This is a genomic window from Henriciella mobilis, assembly GCF_003576285.1.
Classification (GTDB): domain Bacteria; phylum Pseudomonadota; class Alphaproteobacteria; order Caulobacterales; family Hyphomonadaceae; genus Henriciella; species Henriciella mobilis.
Genome location: NZ_QWFX01000006.1, coordinates 181,059 through 201,020, shown reverse-complemented (window position 1 = coordinate 201,020; position 19,962 = coordinate 181,059). Strand labels below are relative to the sequence as shown.

Annotated in this window: 22 protein-coding genes; 13 read left to right on the top strand and 9 right to left on the bottom strand. The window is 63.7% G+C overall.

Annotated elements, in window-relative coordinates; all coding sequences use genetic code 11:
* Positions 1 to 4 precede the first annotated feature (4 nt).
* From D1223_RS05690 to D1223_RS05670, 5 genes are all read left to right on the top strand, one after another.
* Positions 5 to 616 (top strand): DUF1214 domain-containing protein, encoded by a 612-nt coding sequence (locus D1223_RS05690; protein WP_119375462.1) that lies wholly within the window; start codon positions 5 to 7, stop codon positions 614 to 616.
* The gene (locus D1223_RS05685; RefSeq protein WP_119375461.1) at positions 616 to 1,140 is read left to right on the top strand and encodes a DUF1254 domain-containing protein; all 525 of its coding nucleotides are present in this window, start codon (positions 616 to 618) and stop codon (positions 1,138 to 1,140) included. Before D1223_RS05690 ends, D1223_RS05685 begins: the two co-directional genes overlap by 1 nt.
* Positions 1,141 to 1,246: 106 nt before the next feature.
* Positions 1,247 to 1,819 carry a hypothetical protein gene (locus tag D1223_RS05680; protein WP_147372694.1) on the top strand — a complete coding sequence of 191 codons (573 nt, stop codon included), beginning with the start codon at positions 1,247 to 1,249 and terminating at the stop codon, positions 1,817 to 1,819.
* A complete protein-coding gene (locus D1223_RS05675; protein WP_119375459.1) occupies positions 1,820 to 2,149 on the top strand; it encodes a winged helix-turn-helix domain-containing protein in 330 nt (109 codons plus the stop codon).
* Between the two features lies 1 nt (position 2,150).
* Positions 2,151 to 2,357: a hypothetical protein gene (locus D1223_RS05670; RefSeq protein ID WP_119375458.1), complete on the top strand. Its 207-nt coding sequence runs from the start codon at positions 2,151 to 2,153 to the stop codon at positions 2,355 to 2,357.
* Here D1223_RS05670 and ispG read toward each other — a convergent pair whose 3' ends face one another.
* On the bottom strand, positions 2,358 to 3,494 hold the full coding sequence (gene ispG, locus D1223_RS05665) for a flavodoxin-dependent (E)-4-hydroxy-3-methylbut-2-enyl-diphosphate synthase (RefSeq protein ID WP_119375457.1): 1,137 nt from the start codon (positions 3,492 to 3,494) through the stop codon (positions 2,358 to 2,360). It lies immediately after the preceding gene.
* 208 nt (positions 3,495 to 3,702) lie between these two features.
* Here ispG and D1223_RS05660 point away from each other — a divergent pair, with 208 nt between their 5' ends.
* Positions 3,703 to 4,263, top strand: coding sequence for a TadE/TadG family type IV pilus assembly protein (locus tag D1223_RS05660; RefSeq protein ID WP_119375456.1), 561 nt, complete (start codon positions 3,703 to 3,705; stop codon positions 4,261 to 4,263).
* An 8-nt stretch (positions 4,264 to 4,271) separates the two neighbouring features.
* Positions 4,272 to 4,814: a TadE/TadG family type IV pilus assembly protein gene (locus D1223_RS05655; RefSeq protein ID WP_119375455.1), complete on the top strand. Its 543-nt coding sequence runs from the start codon at positions 4,272 to 4,274 to the stop codon at positions 4,812 to 4,814.
* Here D1223_RS05655 and D1223_RS05650 read toward each other — a convergent pair whose 3' ends face one another.
* Positions 4,815 to 6,308: an MFS transporter gene (locus D1223_RS05650; RefSeq protein WP_119375454.1), complete on the bottom strand. Its 1,494-nt coding sequence runs from the start codon at positions 6,306 to 6,308 to the stop codon at positions 4,815 to 4,817.
* Between the two features lie 225 nt (positions 6,309 to 6,533).
* Here D1223_RS05650 and D1223_RS05645 point away from each other — a divergent pair, with 225 nt between their 5' ends.
* Positions 6,534 to 8,795 carry a TonB-dependent receptor family protein gene (locus D1223_RS05645; protein WP_158588416.1) on the top strand — a complete coding sequence of 754 codons (2,262 nt, stop codon included), beginning with the start codon at positions 6,534 to 6,536 and terminating at the stop codon, positions 8,793 to 8,795.
* On the opposite strand, the gene D1223_RS05640 is transcribed toward D1223_RS05645, so the two are convergent.
* The 3 genes from D1223_RS05640 to D1223_RS05630 form a co-directional block, all read right to left on the bottom strand.
* Positions 8,792 to 9,574 carry a tyrosine-protein phosphatase gene (locus D1223_RS05640; RefSeq protein ID WP_119375452.1) on the bottom strand — a complete coding sequence of 261 codons (783 nt, stop codon included), beginning with the start codon at positions 9,572 to 9,574 and terminating at the stop codon, positions 8,792 to 8,794. The genes D1223_RS05645 and D1223_RS05640 overlap by 4 nt on opposite strands.
* 69 nt (positions 9,575 to 9,643) lie before the next feature.
* On the bottom strand, positions 9,644 to 11,095 hold the full coding sequence (locus tag D1223_RS05635; protein WP_119375451.1) for an AMP nucleosidase: 1,452 nt from the start codon (positions 11,093 to 11,095) through the stop codon (positions 9,644 to 9,646).
* A 30-nt stretch (positions 11,096 to 11,125) separates the two neighbouring features.
* Entirely contained in the window at positions 11,126 to 12,910 is a 1,785-nt protein-coding gene (locus D1223_RS05630) for a hypothetical protein (RefSeq protein WP_119375450.1), read from the bottom strand.
* Between the two features lie 89 nt (positions 12,911 to 12,999).
* Here D1223_RS05630 and D1223_RS05625 point away from each other — a divergent pair, with 89 nt between their 5' ends.
* Together D1223_RS05625 and D1223_RS05620 are read left to right on the top strand one after the other, a co-directional pair.
* The gene (locus D1223_RS05625) at positions 13,000 to 13,980 is read left to right on the top strand and encodes a glycosyltransferase (RefSeq protein ID WP_119375449.1); all 981 of its coding nucleotides are present in this window, start codon (positions 13,000 to 13,002) and stop codon (positions 13,978 to 13,980) included.
* Between the two features lie 14 nt (positions 13,981 to 13,994).
* On the top strand, positions 13,995 to 14,366 hold the full coding sequence (locus D1223_RS05620) for a GtrA family protein (protein ID WP_119375448.1): 372 nt from the start codon (positions 13,995 to 13,997) through the stop codon (positions 14,364 to 14,366).
* A 32-nt stretch (positions 14,367 to 14,398) separates the two neighbouring features.
* On the opposite strand, the gene D1223_RS05615 is transcribed toward D1223_RS05620, so the two are convergent.
* The 4 genes from D1223_RS05615 to D1223_RS05600 form a co-directional block, all read right to left on the bottom strand.
* On the bottom strand, positions 14,399 to 14,707 hold the full coding sequence (locus tag D1223_RS05615) for a hypothetical protein (RefSeq protein WP_119375447.1): 309 nt from the start codon (positions 14,705 to 14,707) through the stop codon (positions 14,399 to 14,401).
* 25 nt (positions 14,708 to 14,732) lie between these two features.
* Positions 14,733 to 15,593, bottom strand: a complete 861-nt coding sequence (locus tag D1223_RS05610) for a hypothetical protein (protein ID WP_119375446.1) — start codon at positions 15,591 to 15,593, stop codon at positions 14,733 to 14,735.
* A 69-nt stretch (positions 15,594 to 15,662) separates the two neighbouring features.
* Entirely contained in the window at positions 15,663 to 16,370 is a 708-nt protein-coding gene (locus D1223_RS05605; RefSeq protein ID WP_158588415.1) for a HupE/UreJ family protein, read from the bottom strand.
* A complete protein-coding gene (locus tag D1223_RS05600; protein ID WP_233353056.1) occupies positions 16,345 to 17,145 on the bottom strand; it encodes a ZIP family metal transporter in 801 nt (266 codons plus the stop codon). The genes D1223_RS05605 and D1223_RS05600 overlap by 26 nt, the downstream gene beginning before the upstream one ends.
* Positions 17,146 to 17,324: 179 nt before the next feature.
* Here D1223_RS05600 and D1223_RS05595 point away from each other — a divergent pair, with 179 nt between their 5' ends.
* The 3 genes from D1223_RS05595 to D1223_RS05585 are packed head-to-tail and all read left to right on the top strand — an operon-like array spanning position 17,325 to position 19,922.
* Positions 17,325 to 17,951, top strand: coding sequence for a ZrgA family zinc uptake protein (locus tag D1223_RS05595; RefSeq protein WP_119375443.1), 627 nt, complete (start codon positions 17,325 to 17,327; stop codon positions 17,949 to 17,951).
* 4 nt (positions 17,952 to 17,955) lie between these two features.
* A complete protein-coding gene (locus D1223_RS05590) occupies positions 17,956 to 18,654 on the top strand; it encodes an ABC transporter ATP-binding protein (protein ID WP_119375442.1) in 699 nt (232 codons plus the stop codon).
* A complete protein-coding gene (locus D1223_RS05585; RefSeq protein ID WP_233353055.1) occupies positions 18,651 to 19,922 on the top strand; it encodes an ABC transporter permease in 1,272 nt (423 codons plus the stop codon). The genes D1223_RS05590 and D1223_RS05585 overlap by 4 nt, the downstream gene beginning before the upstream one ends.
* Positions 19,923 to 19,962 lie beyond the last annotated feature (40 nt).

The following is a 19,962-nucleotide window of genomic DNA, read 5'->3' as shown; positions in this document are numbered from 1 at the left end:
GCTCATGCGTTTCGTGCTGCCGCTCCTGCTTGCCGCGATTCTCGGACTTGCTGCCGGGGTGGGCTCTGCCTTCTGGATGGGTGGCCTGCTGCCCTTCGGGCCCCGGCTCGGAGACGGCATCGACATCGAGGACTGGCGCAGCGACTGGTCAATCGGGTCAGAGGCCGCCGATCCTTATGTCCGCGCCCGGATCGCGCGCCATGGCCTGCTCGCCCTGCGCAAGGAAGAGGCGGTGTATTTCACCCGGTCGGTTGATGAGAAGGGCCGCGCCCTGAAGGAAAACTGCGCCTACCGGGTCTCCGGCGGCAGCTTCCCGGCCGAGTGGTGGTCGATCACGCTCTATGACGCTGACAGCCGCCTGCCGATGAATGAGGACGGCGCCCTTTCCTTCGATGCAAGCGATGCCGAAGCGCTTGGCATGGCGGAAGACTGGACCTTCATGATCGGCGCGGACCAGGGCGGCATGGAGCCCCGCCAATGGGTGTCCAGCAAGGCGGCCGGGACATTTGACCTGACGCTGCGCCTCTACCTGCCCAGCGAGGCGCTGCTGGCGTCGCCGGAAACCGCGCTGACGCCGCCGAGTATCGAACAGATTGCCTGCGAGAGGAAAGGCTGATGCGCTGGCTGCTCGCTCTTCTCGTCTTTGCGGCGACGGCGGCGCTTGGGCATTTTGTTGTGCTGCAGGCCATCCCGGCGAAGATCATGGCGACGGCGATGGAGCGCATGGCGGAACGCGGCGTTCCGATGAACCAGTGGACGGCCTCGCCCCGGATGACGCCGCAGACGCAGACCATCGTCCGCCCTTCGCCCGACCTCTCCTATGCGATCTGCCGCTTCGATACGTCGGAGGGGCCTGTGCTGATCACGGCTCCGGGCTGGGAGGGGTATGGCTCACTCTCGATCTTCGACCGCCGCACCAACAATGTCTTCGTGTCGTCGCTGGACGGGCAGGACGCAGCCGTTCTGCTGCTGCACCCGAAGGATAAAGGCGCCTCGCCGGAAGGCCTGCCTGACGCGACCGAAACCGTGTTTCTCGATGGGGCGGGCCTTGCCCTCATCCGCCGGCTGGCCCCCAGCCAGGACGCGTATGATCGGGCGTTTTCGCTTATCGACGGTGCCGCCTGCGACGCCGTGCGCTGAGGCTCGCCCCCTGCCCAACCAGACGACAGAGTCCACCTGGGGCAGCGTACCAGGCTTGCATTTAGTTTGCAGTGCAAACATAATTGCATGGCAAACGGAGGGTGAGATGTCTTCAACGCCCATGGAAAAGCGCCTGTTCAGGCGCAGTTTTGACGATGGCTGGCTGGACGTTCTGGTCGGCCTGGGCCTGACGGGGATCGGAGTATGCTGGCTGGCCGGCGCGATCGCCCTTACCGCTGTCGTCCCTGCCGTGCTGTTTCCGTTCTGGAAGATCGGACGCGAGGCGCTGGTGGAGCCTCGCCTCGGCCGCGTGCGGTTCAGCGAGGCGCGCACCGAAGAAACACGGCGGTCCCTGACGGGCTGGCTTGTACTTGGCGCGAGTGTGCTGGTCGCAGAGGCGGCGGTCGTCTTCACTCTTGGGAACGTCGCTTCACCCGCGATGACCGGCGTATCGGATGTTGCCGTCGCCATTCCCGTGGGCCTGATCGGGATCGGTCTGCTGGCCGGGCTTCTGGTCGGCGCGCGCCGGTTCATCGCCTATTCCGTCCTGGCGTTCACCGTGGCGGTTGCGGGCATTCTTGGCGGTGTCGAGGATCCGGCCTGGCTGATCCTCGCGGTTGGGGGCATTGTCCTGGGGTCCGGGCTGGTGATGCTGTTCCGTTTCCTGGCGGCAGAATGAATGGACAAGCTGACCCGCCTCCCCGAAATCAACCGCGTGCTGGACCTGGACAAAATCGTCCATGAGCCGGCGCGCCTGGTTATCCTGGCCATCCTGCATTCTGTGGAGGCAGCCGATTTTTCGTACCTCATGGTTCAGACGGGACTGACCCAGGGCAATCTGTCGACCCACCTCACCAAGCTGGAAGCCGCGGGCCTGGTCGACATCACCAAGGATTTCAAGGGGAAGCGGCCGCGCACTGAACTGCGCATCACTGAAACGGGAAGAGGCAGCCTGAAAGCCCATGGCAAGGCGCTCAACAGCCTCTTCCGCATGCTGGAGATTATTTGACATGACATCGAACGAAGCGCCGAGCAAAAACGCCACGCCATGGTTCTATATCCGCGCAGCCGGATTCTGGATCATCGGTTTGATGAATACCGTTCTGGCGCGCCCTGAGGATGTGGGCGGTGTGAAATTCTGGATCGGCTGTGCGCTTCTGGTGATCGCAGCCCTCGACACGGGCTGGTTCGTCTACAAGCGGTTCTTCAGGCGCTGACTACTCCGCCGCGACGGTCTCGTCCGCCTCGCGCTGGGCTTTCATGCGTTCAGCCTTCTGTTCGACCAGCTCGACGATATGCTCGACCATGTCGGCATTGGAGACGTTGTGGTCGGGGCGGCCGGAGACATACATCTTCCCGCTTTCCTTGCCGCCGCCCGTAAAGCCGAGATCGGTCAGCGCCGCCTCGCCAGGCCCGTTGACGACGCAGCCGATGATCGACAGCGAGATCGGTTCGGAAATGTGGGCGAGCCGGTCTTCCAGCGTCTCGACCGTCTTGATGACGTCGAAGCCCTGACGCGCACAGCTGGGGCAGGCGATGATGTTCACGCCGCGCGTTCTGAGGCCCAGTGATTTCAGCATGTCGAAGCCGACCTTCACTTCCTCGACTGGATCCGCCGACAGCGAGACGCGGATCGTGTCGCCGATCCCCATCCAGAGCAGGTTGCCCATGCCGATGGAGGATTTGACGGTGCCGGTGCGCAGGCCGCCCGCCTCGGTGATGCCGAGATGCAGCGGCGCGTCGGTTGCCTCGGCGAGCTGTTGATAGGCCGCCACGGTGAGGAACATGTCAGACGCCTTCACCGAAATCTTGTAATCGTGGAAGCCGAGATCATCGAGGATACGGGCATGGTCGAGGGCGCTTTCGACCATCGCATCGGGACAAGGCTCGCCATACTTCTCCAGCAAGTGGCGCTCCAGCGAGCCGCCATTCACGCCGATCCGGATGGAGCAGCCATTGGCGCGCGCGGCATTTACGACTTCCTTTACACGCGCCTGGCTGCCGATATTGCCGGGATTGATGCGCAGGCAGGCTGCGCCCGCATCGGCGGCCTCGATGCCGCGTTTGTAGTGGAAATGGATGTCCGCCACGATCGGCACGGGCGAGGCCTTGCAGATGGCGGGCATGGCAGCTGTGGCGTCTTCGGTCGGGCAGGAGACACGCACAATGTCGGCGCCGGCCTCTGCGCAGCGCTCGATTTGCGCAATCGTGGCTGCCGCATCCTCGGTTGGCGTGTTGGTCATGGTCTGCACGGCAATCGGCGCATCCCCGCCAATTTCGACCGATCCGACGCGAATCTTTCGCGACGGGCGCCGTTCGATGGAACGCCATGGCCTGACCGGATTGTGGCTCATCGGGGTGTCCTTCCAGAAGCCTGCTCGCCTAGCCAAAATGGTATCAGATCAAGGCGAGGTAAAGGCTGCCACCGCAAGCGAAAGGCCGCAGGCAACAGTAGCGGCCAGTTCTGTGAAATTTCATCGATCGGCTGAACGGCGCCGAAACCGTGAGGTGGTAGGTCTGTCGCCATCCGAAAGGTACGCCGGGTGGAGCGCGGAGAAAATCATGAGTTTTCAGAAAGTTCCGGGACTTGTATCGCCGATCTGGCTGAAACGGTTCCGCGCATGGGCTGAGGACCGCCGCGGCGTCGCCGCCGTCGAATTCGCCATGATCGCCATACCTTTCTTCTTCCTGATTTTCGGTCTGCTCGAAGTCTGTGTGATCTTCATCATGTCGGCTGTGCTTGAGCATGGCCTGAACGAGGCAGCCCGCGGCATCCGCACAGGTGAGTTGCAGAGCGGCGAGAATTTCGACCGGGATGCCTTCGAGGACATCGTCTGCGCCCAGGTCTTCGAAATGTTCGAGTGCAAGGGAAAGATCCAGCTCGACGTGAAGACCTATGATGATTTCACGTCCACCAACAATGCCAGCCCGCTTGACGAAAACGGTGAACTGGACGCGACCGGGTTCGAATTCGACCCGGGCGGGCGTGATGATATCGTCGTTGTTCGCGCCTTCTATGCCTGGGACCTGATCACTCCGGTGATGAGCGCCCCGCTGGCCAATATGAGTGGCAACCGGCACTTGCTGCAGGCCACTGTCGTCTTCCGCAACGAGCCGTTCTGAGGCCGCCCATGCTGACTGTTTTCGCTCAACGCATCCGCCTTTTCCACGCTGCGAAAAAGGGTATCTCGGCCATCGAGTTCGCCCTGATCGCGCCGGTCATGGTGCTGATCTACTTCGCCTGTGTGGAGCTGTCGCTGATGATGGTCCTCGACCGCAAGGTGACCAGCGCGGCCGCGACGCTGGGTGACCTGGTCGCCCGCGCGGCAACCATCGACGATGCGGAGCTGAATGACATCGTCGAAGCCACGCGCATGATCCTCGAGCCCAATCCGGTCGAAGGCGTGCGCCTGCGTGTCTCGAGCCTGTATGACGACAATGGCACGACCAAGGTCGCCTGGAGCGACGGACGAAACCTGCAGGCCTGGGTCGAGGACAGCGTCGTTGAGGTTCCAGACAATCTCGTGCCCGAGAACGGATCGATCATCTTCGCGCAGATCGAATATGATTATGAATCGCAGCTCGGTTACTTCATCACCACCAAGAAGACCTTGCGCGACGAATTCTACCTCCGCCCGCGCCGCGTTACGCACGTCGCCCGCGTTCGCAACTGATCAGTCTTCGTCGACTGCCGGATAATGCGGTGAGTGGACGGTGGTCAGTACGATCAGGCCGAGGATGAAAAGCAGGCCGATTGCACTCATGCCGATCCGCTGGTCACCGGACCATTGGGTGAAGAGTTCCACCAGGAGCGGTCCCAGCCACACCGTCACCGTCCCGGCAATCGCGTAAAGTCCGAAGAACTCCCCGACCCGCTGCGCGGGGGCGAGATGGACGAGCATCGACCGGCTGGACGAAATACTGGCTGTTGCGGTCACGGCAATGAAGGCCGCTGTGCACAGATAGACCACATCCGAAAGCGTGTTGAAGATCGGTCCGTCCCAGATTGTGAAGCCCGGGAACAGGCCAAACAGGACGGCGTCGGGCGTGATCGACAGCTGGAAGGTGAGCGTGGCGATCATCCCCAGAATCTCGATCATCAGCGCCCGTTTCGGGCCGACCAGGCCGTCGAGCCAGCCGCCGACAATTCCGCCGCCAAAGGCGAAAATCGAGGCGAGGATCGCGTAGGCGGCAAGCTCGACGAGGTTCCATTGCAGGTAAAGACCGATATAGACCCCGCCCAGCGCCAGCAGGGCCTGCATCCCGTCAGCATAAAGCATCCGGGCGCCGAGATATTTGAGGATGTTGATATTGTCGCGCGCCTTCAGGAACGTGTTGAGCAGGCTCCGGGCACCGGACTTGCCGGCCTTGACCCAGCTGGCGCCGCGCGTGCCGCCATCCTCCGAACGCATGAAGAAATAGATCGAGAAGAGGACCAACCAGACGGCGCAGAGCGGACCGGCCAGGCGGTAGTGTTCGCCCGCCTCGACATCGATCCCGAACAGCGGCGTCTCAAACGGCCACTGGATGAGTGCGGGCATCGCAAAGGCAAACACAATAAAGGCCAGTAGCAGTGCGCCCGCCAGGTTGCCGAGCGCTAGCCCAAGCCCGGAAATGGCCGGCAGGGAGGCTGCCCGGCCGTTCACGTTCAGCATCGAATTGTGTGTGACTTCCGAATAGGTGTAGGCGACGGCGGCAATGACCAGAACGCCCATGGTCTGAGCGATGGAGAGGCCGCTGCCGTCTGCCTTCGCGAACCAGAGCATGAAGGACATGATGGCCAGAACGCCGAGGAAAACGGCGAGGAGCGGTTTGCGGCGCCCGCCCTTGTCGAGCGCGGCGCCAAGGAACGGCGCTGTCAACGCGGCAACGAAGCCTGCCGTTTTCACAATGGAGGCGATCTTCGCCTGGCCCTCGGCGTTGGCCGCTTTCTGGATCGAGTCCGGATCAAGCCCTTCAAGCGCGCCGCTGGCGATGAGGTCCTGCCCGATCACCCCGCCAAAATAGACGGGGAAAAGGTAGATCACGATCAGGATGTAGTAGGGGTTTCGCGCCCATTCGAAGACCGCCCAAGCAAACCCCCGCCGGTCCATGGCCCCGCCGAGATCTAGGGACGGTTCAACGTGGACAGTGTCGGCAGGCGCCGGCACAGCATCGCTGGTGCTCATATGTTTTCCTCCGCGGGCCGCGCATCTTGGTGGCGCGTTTGGGCAACTCTTTCGCAAATTTGCCGCAAGGGGAAGTGGCGCTCAGCGGTGACGCAGCGGAAGCAAACTGCAGTTGAGACTTATTATCGCTTGCAACTAGCAACGTGGACCAATAAAGCGACTGAGAATAAGTCGCAGTCGCTTTGGCGCGGCGCCATCTCCACTCCAACTGCCGAATTGTCCGATATGAAAAGAACCTCCATTGCCTCCGCCCTGCTTGGTACAGCCCTGGCACTGCCATCCTTTGCCCAGGATGCCGGGACGGGCGAGCCGGGCGCCAGCGCCGAGGATCCCTACCGCCTGCTATCGACCGTGCTCGTCTCCAGCAGCGCAGCCGATGCGCAGGAGGTTGCCGGATCGGTGACCTTTCTGTCGGAGGAAGATCTTGCGGTTCAGTCGCAGTCAGACGTGCTGCGCATTTTGAGAGCCGTGCCGGGCGTGAACATCCAGGAAGAGGACGGTTACGGCCTGCGCCCGAACATCGGCCTGCGCGGTTCGGGGTCTGACCGGTCCTCGCGCGTTGTGCTGATGGAGGATGGCGTGCCGATTGCGCCCGCACCCTATGCCTCGCCATCGGCCTATTACTTCCCGACGGCGGGCCGCATGCATGCCATTGAAGTCACCAAGGGACCGGCCGCCGTCCGCTACGGCCCGCGCACCACGGGCGGTGCAGTCAACCTGTTCTCGACGCCGGTGCCGGAAGATTTCTCCGGCTATGGCCAGGCCCTGTTCGGCACCGATGATCACCAGCGTCTGCATGGCTGGGTCGGCGGGCGCGAAACGCTCGCCGGAAGCCTGAAAGCTGGCGGCCTCATCGAGTTCTATGACGAGGAAACCGACGGCTTCAAAAGGCTCGATTCCGGCGGCCCGACCGGTTTCGACGCGGACGACATTGTCGTGAAATTCGGCCTCTACAATGAGGACGCCGCCCTCCCCCAATCACTGGAGTTCAAGTATCAGAGCCGTGAGGAAACCTCGAACGAGACCTATCTCGGCCTGACGCTGGACGATTTCCGCACCGACCCCTACAGGCGCTATGACGCCAGCCTGAACGACCAGTTCAATGGTGAGAATGAGCTCTACCAGCTGACCCACAAGATCGAATTCAGCCCGGGGCTGACGCTGACCACGTTTGGCTACAGCCATGACTTCTTCCGCAACTGGTACAAGCTGCAGGGCATTGCCGCCGATGGTAGCGGTGCAGCGGGCGATACGGGCATTTCCTCGATCATCGCCGATCCGGTCACCTATGCGGCCGCATTCGACATCGTCACGGGCGCCGTCAGCCTGGATGATTCCATCGTGCTGAGGGCCAACCGTCGCAACTATTCCAGTGAAGGTATCCAGTCGGTCCTCAACTGGCAGACCGCTTTCGCTGGCTGGGACCATGATCTCACCATTGGTGTCCGGGTGCATGAGGACGAAGAGGACCGGTTCCAGGAAGAGGACGCTTACCGGCTGGAAGGCGGCGAGCTTTTCCTGACCACGGCCGGCGCGCCAGGCAGCCAGGCCAACCGCGTCTCCTCCGGCGAAGCGGTCGCGCTCTTTATCGAAGACACGATCCGCCGGGACCGCCTCTCGGTCACGGCCGGGGTCCGGTTCGAGGATTATGAGCTGACCCGCAAGGATTACAGTACGGCGGATCCGACGCGTGCGAGCGGCCCGACGCGGGTGCGCACGCTGAGTGACCAGGTCGTCGTTCCGGGTATCAGCGCGCTCTATGATGTGTCCGACGAACTGACGCTGCTGGCGGGCGTGCATCGCGGCTTTGCGATCGCCAGCCCCGGCAATACGACCTCCGACGCGGAGGAGAGCGTCAATTATGAAGCTGGCGGACGCTTCACGCGCGGCCTGTTCCAGGCTGAGGCGGTTGCCTTCTTCAATGATTATTCAAACCTGCTCGGCACCTGCACGAATTCCTCGGGCGGCGGCTGTGTCATCGGCGACCAGTTCGATGGCGGCGAGGTTGACGTGAAGGGGATCGAGCTGACAGCCAGCTGGGATGCGGCCGCGATTATCGATACAGACCTCTCCCTGCCGCTGGGTCTTGTCTACACCTGGACGGATGCGGAGTTCCAGACCGGCTTCTCCAGCGATTACGAGCCGTGGGGCAATGTCGAGGCTGGCGACGAGCTGCCCTATTTGCCTGAACAGCAGCTGACCCTGTCGGCCGGTGTCGAAGGCACGCGCTGGGGCGCTGGCATCCAGGGCAATTATGTCGATGAGGCCCGCGCCCGCGCCGGCCAGGGTGCGATCCCGGCAGCCGAACGCATCGATGGGCGCTGGATCGCCGATGCGTCGGTCTGGTTTGACGTGACGGAGTCCGTTCGCCTGCGGGCCAAGGCCGAGAACCTGTTCGACGAAGTCTATGTCGCGTCCATCGATCCGGCGGGCCTGCGTCCGGGCAAGCCGCAGGAAATCCTGCTGGGTCTCGAAGTCAGCTTCTAGGCGAGCAGTTTCTTGCGGATGGTGTCACGCTTGGCGGTATCAACGCCAAGCGTCGTCGCCAGGTAAGTGTCGAGGTCGCCGGACTGGTCCTTGATCGAGGCGATGGCGGCTTCGAGGAATTGCCGCTCGACCCCGAGGAAGGGCCGGTAGACATCGTCGTCATAATTCTTCTCGAGCATGGTATTGAAGTATTCGCGCGCCTCCGGCAGCCGGTCGGCGACCTGCGCGGCTTCATTGGTCAGCTCATAGTCGACGAAGATGTGGTCCATCGAGACGCCGAGCGCATGGTGCGTGAGGGCGCAGAGGATGCCGGTGCGGTCCTTGCCGGCGGCACAGTTCACCAGCGCGGCCTCATCATCGTGCAGGTCTGCGAGATGGTCGAACCAGGCGGTGTACGTCTCTACCAGCGCCGGGCGGTAGGGCGCTTCGACATAATAGGCCCGCATCCAGCCTTTCGAAGCCTCGGCGTCGACAGCAACCTGCTTCAGGAAGTTCACATGCGGCGCATCCGTTTCGCGCCCGAGGTCCGAGAACAGCCGGCGCACGCCCTCGACCGGCCACCGGTCGCCATGGCGTTCGCGCTCGTCCGGGCGGCGCAGATCGGCCTGGACCGTGATGCTGAACTGGTCAATCGCGGCCAGGTCGGACTCCGAGGCTTCCCCGAAATGGCCGGAGCGGTAGAGCTTACCCGCCTTTACGCGCGCGCCCTCAGCGCCTTCATAGCCGCCGAAGTCACGGAAATTCCGCACGCCGACGAGCGGTTTGATACGATCCTGCATGAGCCTTGCCTCCGGAGACTGGTTCGCGCTTTCAGCTAGTGCGAAAGGACCCGAAGGTCCACCCGGACCCTAGCGGAAGGGCGGCTCGTCAAAGGCGCGCAGCTTGCGAGAGTGCAGGGCCTGTCCGCCCTCCTCGGCGAGCCGCTCCAGCGTCTGGATCCCGATCCGGATATGCTCGCCAATGGCGCGCTCATAGAAGCGGTTGGCCGCGCCGGGCAGCTTGATCTCGCCATGCAGCGGTTTGTCGGAGACGCACAGCAGCACGCCATAGGGCACGCGCAGCCGGTAGCCGTTCGCTGCGATGGTTGCGCTTTCCATGTCGATGCCGATTGCGCGCGACTGGTTGAAGCGCCGGGCGGTTTCGGTGAAGCGCAGCTCCCAGTTGCGGTCATCGGTCGTCACGACGGTACCAGTACGCAGGCGCTTCTTCAGCGCGTCGCCCTGTTCGCCCGTGACGTCGGCGGCTGCCTGTTGCAGAGCGATCTGGACCTCGGCAATCGGCGGGACAGGTATGTCCGGCGGCAGCACGCCGTCCAGCACATGATCGTCGCGCAGATAGGCGTGAGCGAGGACATAGTCCCCGATCTGCTGGCTATGACGCAGGCCGCCGCAATGGCCGACCATGAGCCAGCATTCCGGCCGCAGAACGGCGAGGTGGTCGGTGATCGTCTTTGCATTGGACGGGCCGACACCGATATTCACCAGCGTGATGCCGGACCGATTGTCCGCCATGAGGTGATAGGCCGGCATCTGGTAGCGCCGCCACGGCGCCGCATCGATGGCTGCCTTCGCATCCGGCGTCTTGCCATCGACCAGCAGGCCGCCAGCGACCGACAGGCCGGTATAGCGCGAGCCCTTTTTCAGCTGTTCGACACCCCAGTCGCAAAACGCATCGACATAGCGGTGATAGTTCGTGAACAGGATATAGCGCTGCATGTGCTCGACCGGCGTGCCGGTGTAATGCGCCAGGCGCTTTAGCGAGAAATCGGTCCGCGGGGCGTCGAACAGGGCAAGCGGGCGGCTGGAGCCCGGCTCGTAAAGCTCGCCGTCGGCCACCTCATCGCCAATCGAGCTCAGCTTCGGGGATGGGAACCATTTGGCAAGCTCGGCGGGGCTGACCTCGTCGAGACCGCCGGCATCGGCCTGGTCCCAGACATAGGCATAGGGAATCTCCGAGCCGGACGGTTTGACCTCGACATCCACCGGATAGTCCCGCATCAGCGGGCTGAGCTGTTCGATCAGGTAGGGACGGAAATAGTCGGGCCGCGTGATCGTGGAATTGTACGTGCCTGCTTCCGACATCTTGCCGAAGGCGCGTGAGATCGGCGGCGGCGGGCCGTCCGGATCGTAGCGGATGATCAGCGAGGGATAGCAGAAAGCACGCGATGCACGCACGCCCATGGCTGGCGGTGTGCCATGCTTGAGATAGGCTTCAAGGCTTGTCGTCAGTGCAGTGACGGCATCGGAGTAGATCTTTTCCAGCGCGTCGACGACAGCTTCGGGGGTTTTGAGTTTTGACATGCTTCCCGTTGCCGCAAAGCGCCGTGGCCGTCAATTGCGGTCGAACGCGACGGTGTAGACGATCGGGCCTTCCTCGCCCTCCGGCGGGCGGTAAAGAGGGACAAGCCAGTTCGGCAGTCGGCCTGCAAGCAGGTCTGCGGCAAAGCCTTCAGGCGCCGCGGCGGCATAGCCCTGCAATTCGCCAAGGCGCGGGCAGAACAGCAAATGTGTTGCCCCGGTCGTGGCAATCTTTGCCCGGGCCTCCTCCGTCGGGCCCCTGAACACGTCGAGGGTCAGCTCGATCGCGTCAGCGTTGCGGTGATAGGGCGCGGCGGTGGCATAGTTGCGAGTGTAGTAGATGAGCGGCGCGCCGAGATCGATGGGCGTGAAGACGATAATGCGCGGGGCGGCGGCGATCTGCCGATAGGCCTTGCCGGTCCGGCAATCGGCCGCAGCCAGGCGCTCGCCCGTCGAGCCCTGGGGCAACAGATGACGCACCATGGTCCATCCCGAGGGTGAGACAACCAGCGCCCCGGCCAGCAGCATCAGCGCTGGACCTGCGCCGCGCGTCTCGCGCCAGTTCGAGAACAGGTAGCCGAACAGGTAGCCGCTGGCGATTGCGGCAATGGCATGCGTGAGCGAGGCCGCCCGCAATTGCCACATCATGACAAGCGTCATGACACCCAGCAGCACCAGAAGGGCGGCGTGCGAGAGACGCTTCGACGGTGGGCTGAGCCTGTATCCGATGATGGCGGCGGCCAGCCCGGCAAAGGTAACGCCGTAGAAGAAGACGGCGAGGGCAGTGTCCTCGATGAAGACAGTGGAGAAGGGGCGAGCTTCAGTGACGACGTTCAACCAGCCTTCGCGCACGCTGCCAGGCAGGGCCGCATAAGGGCTGCCGATACAGGCCGGGTTGATCGCGATGAAGCTGACAAGTGTCACGCCGCCAGCCATGGCCACCGCGAGCAGGCGTGCCCGCCAGTCCGGCGTGTTCGGCATCACGGTCGCTATGGCGGCAAGCCCGGCGCCGCCGACGAGCAGTGAGACGAAGTGCGACTGGCCATAAGCGTCGCAGACGCCGCGCTGCCCGCCTGCGCCCGGTGCATCGACGACATAGGCCAGCAGTGCCGCGATGATCAGCGTCGCCCCGAATGCGCGCAGCCGGCTGGCTTCCGCCTCGCCCCGGATCAGCCAGGCTGTCGAGAAACCGGCAATAATCAGCCCTGCGGCCGGCAAGTTCTCGATCGCGACCGTTATCATCGCCGCCACGCAGATCGCCGCGATGGCTGCTGAGCGGGCCGACCTGCGCGGTGACAGAAGACAGGCAAACGCCGTCAGGATCAGGGCGACACCAAGGCCGTGATGGTCGATCCGCCCGGGCAGGAAATTGGCGATCGCCGCCGATGTGCAGAAAAAGAAGATACCGGCCAGCTGCCCGCTCAGCGGTGTGTTCAGGCGGCGAAGACAAGCTGTCAGCGCCGTCAGCACCCAGCAGAGTTGCATCAGCGGCCAGATGGTGACCGCCAGCCCCTCGGCCATTTCGCGCCCGGTCAGCGGCTGGGCGAGCAGGACGATGGCGGCGAGGAACAGGTCGGGCAGGCGCGACCAGTGCATCGCTCCGCCTTCCTGGGTCATGAGGCGCGACTGGTCGACATCGCTCCAGCTCTGGCCTGCGATGAGGTCGCGAACCTGCTGCATGCGCATCATGTCGTCACTGCCGCGAAGATCCCCGCCAAGGGCGGGTCCGGCCTGCGAAAGGCCATAGGCGAGCGCAACCAGGATAAACACCACAATAGGCCAGACCGGTGTCTGACGGGTCGGATCGGCAGGTGTCATGGGCGCGCTTCTTGTTCGTGTCATCTTCGTAACGAGGTGTTCACCAGGCCTTGTTATGCAACGAATGTGGTTACGGAAAGGCTGACTGGATGAGTGGCGTGACAGCAAGTACGCGCGCACCGTCGCCGCAGGTCGACACCGCCACCCCCCGCGTGGCGGTCACGCTGCCCTGTTACAATGAGGCGGCGACGATCGCGTCTGTCATCGAAGCCTTCCGGCAAGCCCTCCCCGAAGCCGAGATCTACGTCTTCGACAACAACTCCACCGATGGCACGGCCGATATCGCCCGCCGGGCCGGCGCGCGTGTGCGAACCGAAACCCGGCAGGGCAAGGGCTATGTCGTGCAGCGCATCTTCGCGGATGTCGAAGCCGACATCTATGTCATGGCCGACGGTGACGGGACCTATGACGCGTCCATGGCGCCAACGCTGATCGAACTGATGAAGCGCAACCATGTCGACATGGTCGTCGGTACGCGGGCCAATGTGACCCGCGATGCCGGACGCGGCGGGCACGCCTTTGGCAACCGCGTCTTCAACATCCTGTTCAACACGATGTTCGGGCGCCAGTTCACCGACATCTTCTCCGGTTACCGCGTCTTCTCGCGCCGGTTCGCCAAGTCCTTCCCGGCCGTTTCCAGCGGCTTCGAGATCGAGACGGAAATGTCGGTCCATGCCTGCCAGATCGGCGTGCCGACACTTGAGCGTCCGACGCCTTATGGTGTCCGGCACGAGGATTCGGCCTCGAAGCTGCGGACGTTCCGGGATGGCCTGCGTATTCTCGGCCTGTTCATGACGCTGGCGAAGGAAACCCGCCCGGCCGCCTTCTTCGGTGCCATCGGCATCGTGCTGGCGCTGCTGGCGCTCGGCCTTTCGGTGCCGCTCTTCATCACCTATTTCGAAACTGGCCTCGTCCCGCGCGTGCCGACGGCCATTCTGGCGACCGGCCTGATCATCATCGGGACGGTGACCGCCGTTTGCGGCCTTGTCCTCGACAGCCTTGCGCGAGCGCGCGTCGAAGCCAAGCGCTCGGTTTTCCTCAGCTACCCGCCCGGAGACTGGCAGGCGTGAGACCGCCCGTCCCGATGAGCAGGTTTCTCCGTTTCGCACTGATCGGGGGGCTCGGCTTCATCGTCGATGCCGGCATGCTCACCCTGTTGATACACCTGGGGGCGAGCCCGCTTACGGCCCGGGCCGTTTCGATTGCTTTGGCGATGTTCGTCACCTGGCGGCTCAACCGCGCGATCACCTTTGGCCAGAGCACTGGCAGCCAGCTGCAAGAAGCCGGGCGCTACGCTCTCGTCGCGCTGGGCGTGGCAGCGCTGAATTACGGGCTCTTTGCCGCCATCCTGTTTCTCGTTCCGGCCTGTCCGCCCATTCTCGCCACGGCGATCTCGACAGGCTGCTGCATGCTGGTGTCATTTGCCGGCTATGGCCGCTTTGCGTTCAGGCCCTAGAGCCAGTTCGGCGCAAACGGAAGACCGATGCTTTAGAGACCGCTCGTATGGAGGACGAGGAAGGCGATCCCGTAGACCTGCAGCGCGAGCAGGGCGAGCCCGATAATCAGCGCGATCGCGAACCGGCCCCAATGCTGACCCTGGCTGAGCGCGCAGAGGCATGCGCCAATCCCGCCCATGGTCGTCGACAGGGTCAGAGGATCCAGCCGGCCGAGACCGATTATGGAATCGAGCAGGTAGATCAGGAGCGGCGCGCAAAGCAGCACCGCACCAACATAAAGAAGCAGATCGCGCACCATCGTCATCACCATACCGACGCGTGGCAGCGGGAAAAGCTCCATCTATTCAGTCTGGCTGAATGTGAAGCTATTGCAGCGGAATGCTGCGGGCGCGGCTGACCTTGGGCAGGATGCGCCCATCGAACAGGCAGGCCTCGACTTCGCCGGGCGCCGGGACATCGGGATCGGCCATATAGGCGATAAGGCTCGCCCGCGCCGCTGCATTCATGTCTCCATCGCCAATCGGCTCGTTGGTGCGGGCCAGAACTTTACGTGCCCGGCACCGGTAGAGCCGGACATGGCGCAGCGCCTTGGCCCCCTCACCCGCGCGAAGGCGGAATAAGGCGTTCAGCTGGCGCTCGGACGTCACGGACAGCGCCGCCGGCCAGGCCGCCGCTTCCGGCCGCGCGATCCAGAGATGCGAGACCTGCGTTTCGGGATCGGTCTGGCGGAAGCGCACGCTGATCAGCTCGCCAGCGAATGTTTCCTCGATTTCGATGTCGGCCAGCGCCTGCCGCTCCAGCCGGGCGATCCAGTGTTCCAGCGCCTCATCGCGAAGGGCCCGGGCGCGGTCCGCCTCGCCCTTTGCAAAGCGCACGGCGGCATGCATCAGCAGGGTTTCGCTGTCAGTCACATAGCCGGCCCGGTCGAAATGGGCGGCGGCGGCTTCAATGTCGCCAACCCATGCGGCGGCGATGCCTGCAACCTGATGGGCGCCTGGCGCTTCGGGGCGGTCCGGGCAGCGGCTGAGGAAGGCTTCCGTGACGGTCTGGCGGTAAAGCGGGGTGGCTTCTTCCTGCGGGTCGTCCAGTGCGGCATGCCAGGCTGCGACATCAGTCAGTGTGCACGAGCCGCCCGGCTCGGCGGCGGCATAGCGCTGGGCGCCGGAATAAGCGCAAATCATCGAGACGAGCAGCGCGCCGAGATAGCGAAGCAGGCGTTTGCGCATGTTTCATTCCCGCTGGTTACCTTTTGATAACCAGGCAGGTTGCAAGCGCGGTGCCGGATCGGGCCGGGCTCAGCCGGTAAAGGCGCGGATTGTCCAGATAGCGGCGGTCACGAGGATCGCCAGTGAGACCGGAACGACGATCATCGGCCGGTATAGATCCATGCGCGAGGCCTGTTTCAGCACACCCCGGAAATAGAGCGAGGCGGCAAAGGCCAGGCCGAGCACGGCGGCGTGGGCGACTTCCAGGCCGAGATTGAAGCCGACCAGCGTCATCACGCCGGAATCACCGCTGACCGGGATCGCATGATAGGTCTGGGCGAAGCTCATCCCGTGGATAAGGCCGTAAACGAAGACAAGGCCGGTCTTGAACTTCGTCTTGCGCCCAAAGAGGAGGTTTTCGGCGGCGACCAGCGCGACGGTCAGCGGAACCAGCCAGGCGATCGTATCGGCTGGCACCTTGAGCGCGCCGAGGCCAACCAGCCAGAGGGTGAGCGAGTGGCCTGCGACCCAGGCGATAAATTGCACGATCAGCGCATCGGTGCGCGGGCTGGCCAGGAAGATGGCGATCAGGAAGAGGATCTGTTCATTGCCGCCCGGCAGCACCACCCGGATACCCGCCGGCAGGAAACCGCCAATGCCATTCGCGCCAGCAGTCGTGGCGGCGGCAGCGTCAGGCGCGGCGAAGATCGCCGCGGCAGCGATCAGGAAGAGAGCGACAGCCTGGCGGGCTGGTTGGATGGCCCGGCAAGGCTCAGAGGCGATGTGTCTCATCATCATGCATCCCCTGTCCCGGAATAAACGAACCCGGCGCAAGATCGTCATCATGGCCGGAATGGTCATGCGTGCGAATGGGTGCCATCACGAGCAGGATTGCTGCTGTCGCACCCGCTGCCACAGCGCCGAGGCCACGCACGGGGGTCATTTCCTTCAGCGGGGACATGAGCGGTCCCGTCGCCACGAAGATGAGCAGCCCGGCCGAAACCGCGAACAGCGACCCGATCGCTTCTGTGTCGAGCCCGTACATGAACGGGCCGGCCACGATGACGCCAAGCGGCGTCGTTGCGGCAGCAGCAAGGAAGGCGAACCAGAACGCAGTGACATTCCGCACACCGTATCGGCGCAGGATTGCGAAAGCGATAACGCCTTCGGGAAATTCATGCAGGGTCAGGCCCACCGCGGCATAGACGCCGGAGGTGAAGCTCGCGGCGAAGGTGACGGCATAGATCACCCCGTCGATGAAGGAATGGACGGCGATGGCGAGGATGGGCGTCACCGCTTCGTGCCGGCCAACTTTTCCCGTCGCTTGCGGGAAGAAGATCTTCACGAGATTGTTCAGGACGAGGCCCGCAAAGAAGCCGACCGCCAGCCAGACCGGCGCCATGCGGGACAGCGAAAAGGCTTCGGGGATAATGTGCAGGAAGGCTAGCGTCGTCAGCATGCCGGCTGCGGCAAGGCCGAAGAGGGCGGCATTGCGCTCGCTCCAGGGCGCACGCTGCGCCACGAAGATCAGCCCGACCGTCGTGCAGAATGCGGCGATGATTCCGAAGAACAACGGAGCCTGCAACGAATCCCACATTTACCGGTTTGCCTTGCGAAGGTTGCGCTGCCAGATAAAGAGCAGCCAGAGGGGACGCGGACGCGTTGTCCCGCTGCGAACGTTATAGTATAGCAGTTTTCGAATTGCGAACGCTTTTTCCGTGACGGCTGAGTGAAGTTCAGAAAGGCCCAAGAATGCGTGCGACCCGAGCTGTTCCCGCCCTCATCTGTGCGATGCTTCTGGCGGTCGCCTGTGACGCCCCCCCCGATCCGGCAAACAAGGATATGGCAGCGCCGGGCGGAACGGTTGAGCCGGGCCGGGCGCCTGCGCCTGAGCCCCAGATGGCCGAAGCACCGGCAGAGCATGACCATGAAGAGACAGGCGGCCGGCTGGAAGCGCATGAACATGGCCGGGCGACGCTCGCCGCTGCGGTCGATGGCAACGAGCTGACCTTCACCTTCGAGGCCCCGCTCGCGTCGCTGGTCGGCTTTGAGCATGCGCCCGAAACAGACGCGCAGACCGAGGCGCTCAACACGCTGAAAGATGTGTTCGTCGTGCCGGGCAGCATGGTCGCGGTAAATCCATCCGCTGGCTGCCTGCCGCTTATGACAACATCGGGCACGCACTTTGGCGGCGGTCACGGCGCGCTGGAGGTCGAACATGTTTACACATGCGAATCTGCTGATCGTATCGACTCCATCGAATTCCTCCTGATGGACCGCTATCCGCAGCTGGAGAGCATCGATGCCATCTTCCTGTCTGGCACGCGCCAGTCAGCGGGTGAGCTGCGTCCCGGCAGCCCGGCCCTGAAGGTTCGCTGACCTCGTGACAGATACGCCTGCCATCAAGATTCGTGATCTCGACTTTGCCTGGCCGCAGAGCCCGCCGCTGCTCGACATTGCCGGCTTTGACCTCGCGCGCGGCGAAAAGCTGTTTCTCCGGGGACCGAGCGGATCGGGGAAATCGACGCTGCTTGGCCTGGTTGCCGGCGTTCTGGAGCCGCAATCGGGCACCATCGAGGTGCTCGGTGAGAATATGACCGGGCTGGCGGGTTCGAAGCGTGACCGGTTGCGGGCTGACCGGATGGGCGTGATCTTCCAGATGTTCAATCTCGTGCCGTACCTGTCGGTGGTGCAGAATGTGATGTTGCCGTGCCGTTTCTCGGCCGCGCGCCGGAAGGCCGCCGGTGACGACCTTGCTGGCGAGGCGCGGCGCCTGCTGGCCCGGCTTGGCCTCAGCGACGAGAAGCTGCTGGCCCGGCCCGTCACGGACCTGTCTGTCGGCCAGCAGCAACGCGTCGCCGTGGCGCGCGCGCTGATCGGCGGGCCGCAGCTGCTGATTGCTGACGAGCCGACGTCGGCGCTCGATGCCGATGCGCGCGACCGCTTCATCGAATTGCTGACCGAGGAAGCCTCCGGCTCCGGCGCAGCGCTGCTTTTCGTCAGCCATGATGGCAGTCTTGCGAGCCATTTCGACCGCAGTGTCGACCTCGCCGAAATCAACCGGGCGAGGGCTACGGCATGATGGGAACGTCTATCCTCGGCCTTGCCTGGCGCAGCCTGATGAACCGGCGCGGCTCCGCGCTGCTGACCATCCTCGCCGTGGCGCTTTCAGTCGCGCTCTTCCTCGGCGTCGACAAGGCGCGCAATGGCGCCCGCGCGGGCTTCGACAACACGATTTCCGGCACGGACCTCATCGTCGGTGCGCCGACGGGCCAGATCAATTTGCTGCTCTATTCGGTGTTCCGGCTTGGCAATGCCACGGCAGAAGTCAGCTGGGACACATACCAGCAGGTTGCGGCGCGGGGTGACATTGCCTGGACCATTCCTGTCTCGCTGGGCGACAGCCATCGCGGGTTTCGCGTCATGGGGACCGACCAGTCCTATTTCGAACACTACAAATACGGCGACGGCCAGCCGTTGAGGCTGTCTGAAGGTGAGCGCTTCGGTGACATCTACCAGGCGGTGATCGGCGCGGGTGTCGCGCGCGAGCTGGGCTACGAGATTGGCAGCGAGATCGTGCTGACCCACGGCCTTGGCGCTGGCGGGCTGACCGATCACGACAACCGGCCCTTCATCGTCGCCGGCATCCTCGCGCCGACCGGCACGCCGGTCGACCAGACCATCCACATCTCGCTCGAGGGCATGACGGCGATCCATGTCGGCTGGGAGAGCGGCACGAAGAACCCGATGGCCGACACGATCACCGAGGAAATGATCCGCAGCTTTGACCTGACACCGCGCTCGATCACCGCCATCTTTGTCGGGCTGGAGCGGCGCGGGACGATTCTATCGACACAGCGGGCCATCAACACACGTCCCGGTGAACCCCTGCTGGCCATCATTCCGGGTGTCGCGCTTGGTGAGCTCTGGCAGGTGACCGGCGTCGTCGAACGCGCGCTGATCGCCGTGTCCGTCTTCGTGATCGCGGTGGGGCTGGTATCTGTCCTGACAAGCATCCTGACCAGTCTGAATGAACGGCGCCGGGAGATGTCGATCCTGCGGGCGACGGGCGCGCGGCCGGGCCATATCTTCTTTCTGATGGTGGCCGAAGCCGGCCTGCTCGGTTTCATCGGCGCTGTGCTGGGCGTCGCCCTGGTGCAGCTTGGCCTGGTCCTGCTCGGCCCCGTCCTCAGCCAGACCTATGGCGTGCAGTTGCAGGGCCTCGGCGTCTCGTTCACTGACCTCTGGACAGTGCTGGCCGTGACCGGCGCGGCGCTTGTCATCGGCATGATTCCCGCCATCACCGCCTTGCGCCGTTCGCTTGCCGACGGGCTTACCGTGAAGCTTTAGGTCGCAGCCACCCAGTGCTTTCCCCTATGGATGATCGAAA

What these genes read in the sequence shown, in the direction of transcription:
- D1223_RS05670 (WP_119375458.1), top strand. Translation starts at nt 2,151, where the DNA reads ATGACATCGAACGAAGCGCCGAGCAAAAACGCCACGCCATGGTTCTAT.
- D1223_RS05640 (WP_119375452.1), bottom strand. Translation starts at nt 9,574, where the DNA reads ATGCAGGATCGTATCAAACCGCTCGTCGGCGTGCGGAATTTCCGTGAC.
- D1223_RS05610 (WP_119375446.1), bottom strand. Translation starts at nt 15,593, where the DNA reads ATGCGCAAACGCCTGCTTCGCTATCTCGGCGCGCTGCTCGTCTCGATG.
- ispG (WP_119375457.1), bottom strand. Translation starts at nt 3,494, where the DNA reads ATGAGCCACAATCCGGTCAGGCCATGGCGTTCCATCGAACGGCGCCCG.
- D1223_RS05595 (WP_119375443.1), top strand. Translation starts at nt 17,325, where the DNA reads ATGCGTGCGACCCGAGCTGTTCCCGCCCTCATCTGTGCGATGCTTCTG.
- D1223_RS05655 (WP_119375455.1), top strand. Translation starts at nt 4,272, where the DNA reads ATGCTGACTGTTTTCGCTCAACGCATCCGCCTTTTCCACGCTGCGAAA.
- D1223_RS05635 (WP_119375451.1), bottom strand. Translation starts at nt 11,095, where the DNA reads ATGTCAAAACTCAAAACCCCCGAAGCTGTCGTCGACGCGCTGGAAAAG.
- D1223_RS05660 (WP_119375456.1), top strand. Translation starts at nt 3,703, where the DNA reads ATGAGTTTTCAGAAAGTTCCGGGACTTGTATCGCCGATCTGGCTGAAA.
- D1223_RS05630 (WP_119375450.1), bottom strand. Translation starts at nt 12,910, where the DNA reads ATGACACCTGCCGATCCGACCCGTCAGACACCGGTCTGGCCTATTGTG.
- D1223_RS05625 (WP_119375449.1), top strand. Translation starts at nt 13,000, where the DNA reads ATGAGTGGCGTGACAGCAAGTACGCGCGCACCGTCGCCGCAGGTCGAC.
- D1223_RS05685 (WP_119375461.1), top strand. Translation starts at nt 616, where the DNA reads ATGCGCTGGCTGCTCGCTCTTCTCGTCTTTGCGGCGACGGCGGCGCTT.
- D1223_RS05650 (WP_119375454.1), bottom strand. Translation starts at nt 6,308, where the DNA reads ATGAGCACCAGCGATGCTGTGCCGGCGCCTGCCGACACTGTCCACGTT.
- D1223_RS05645 (WP_158588416.1), top strand. Translation starts at nt 6,534, where the DNA reads ATGAAAAGAACCTCCATTGCCTCCGCCCTGCTTGGTACAGCCCTGGCA.
- D1223_RS05680 (WP_147372694.1), top strand. Translation starts at nt 1,247, where the DNA reads ATGTCTTCAACGCCCATGGAAAAGCGCCTGTTCAGGCGCAGTTTTGAC.
- D1223_RS05675 (WP_119375459.1), top strand. Translation starts at nt 1,820, where the DNA reads ATGGACAAGCTGACCCGCCTCCCCGAAATCAACCGCGTGCTGGACCTG.
- D1223_RS05615 (WP_119375447.1), bottom strand. Translation starts at nt 14,707, where the DNA reads ATGGAGCTTTTCCCGCTGCCACGCGTCGGTATGGTGATGACGATGGTG.
- D1223_RS05605 (WP_158588415.1), bottom strand. Translation starts at nt 16,370, where the DNA reads ATGATGATGAGACACATCGCCTCTGAGCCTTGCCGGGCCATCCAACCA.
- D1223_RS05585 (WP_233353055.1), top strand. Translation starts at nt 18,651, where the DNA reads ATGATGGGAACGTCTATCCTCGGCCTTGCCTGGCGCAGCCTGATGAAC.
- D1223_RS05690 (WP_119375462.1), top strand. Translation starts at nt 5, where the DNA reads ATGCGTTTCGTGCTGCCGCTCCTGCTTGCCGCGATTCTCGGACTTGCT.
- D1223_RS05620 (WP_119375448.1), top strand. Translation starts at nt 13,995, where the DNA reads ATGAGCAGGTTTCTCCGTTTCGCACTGATCGGGGGGCTCGGCTTCATC.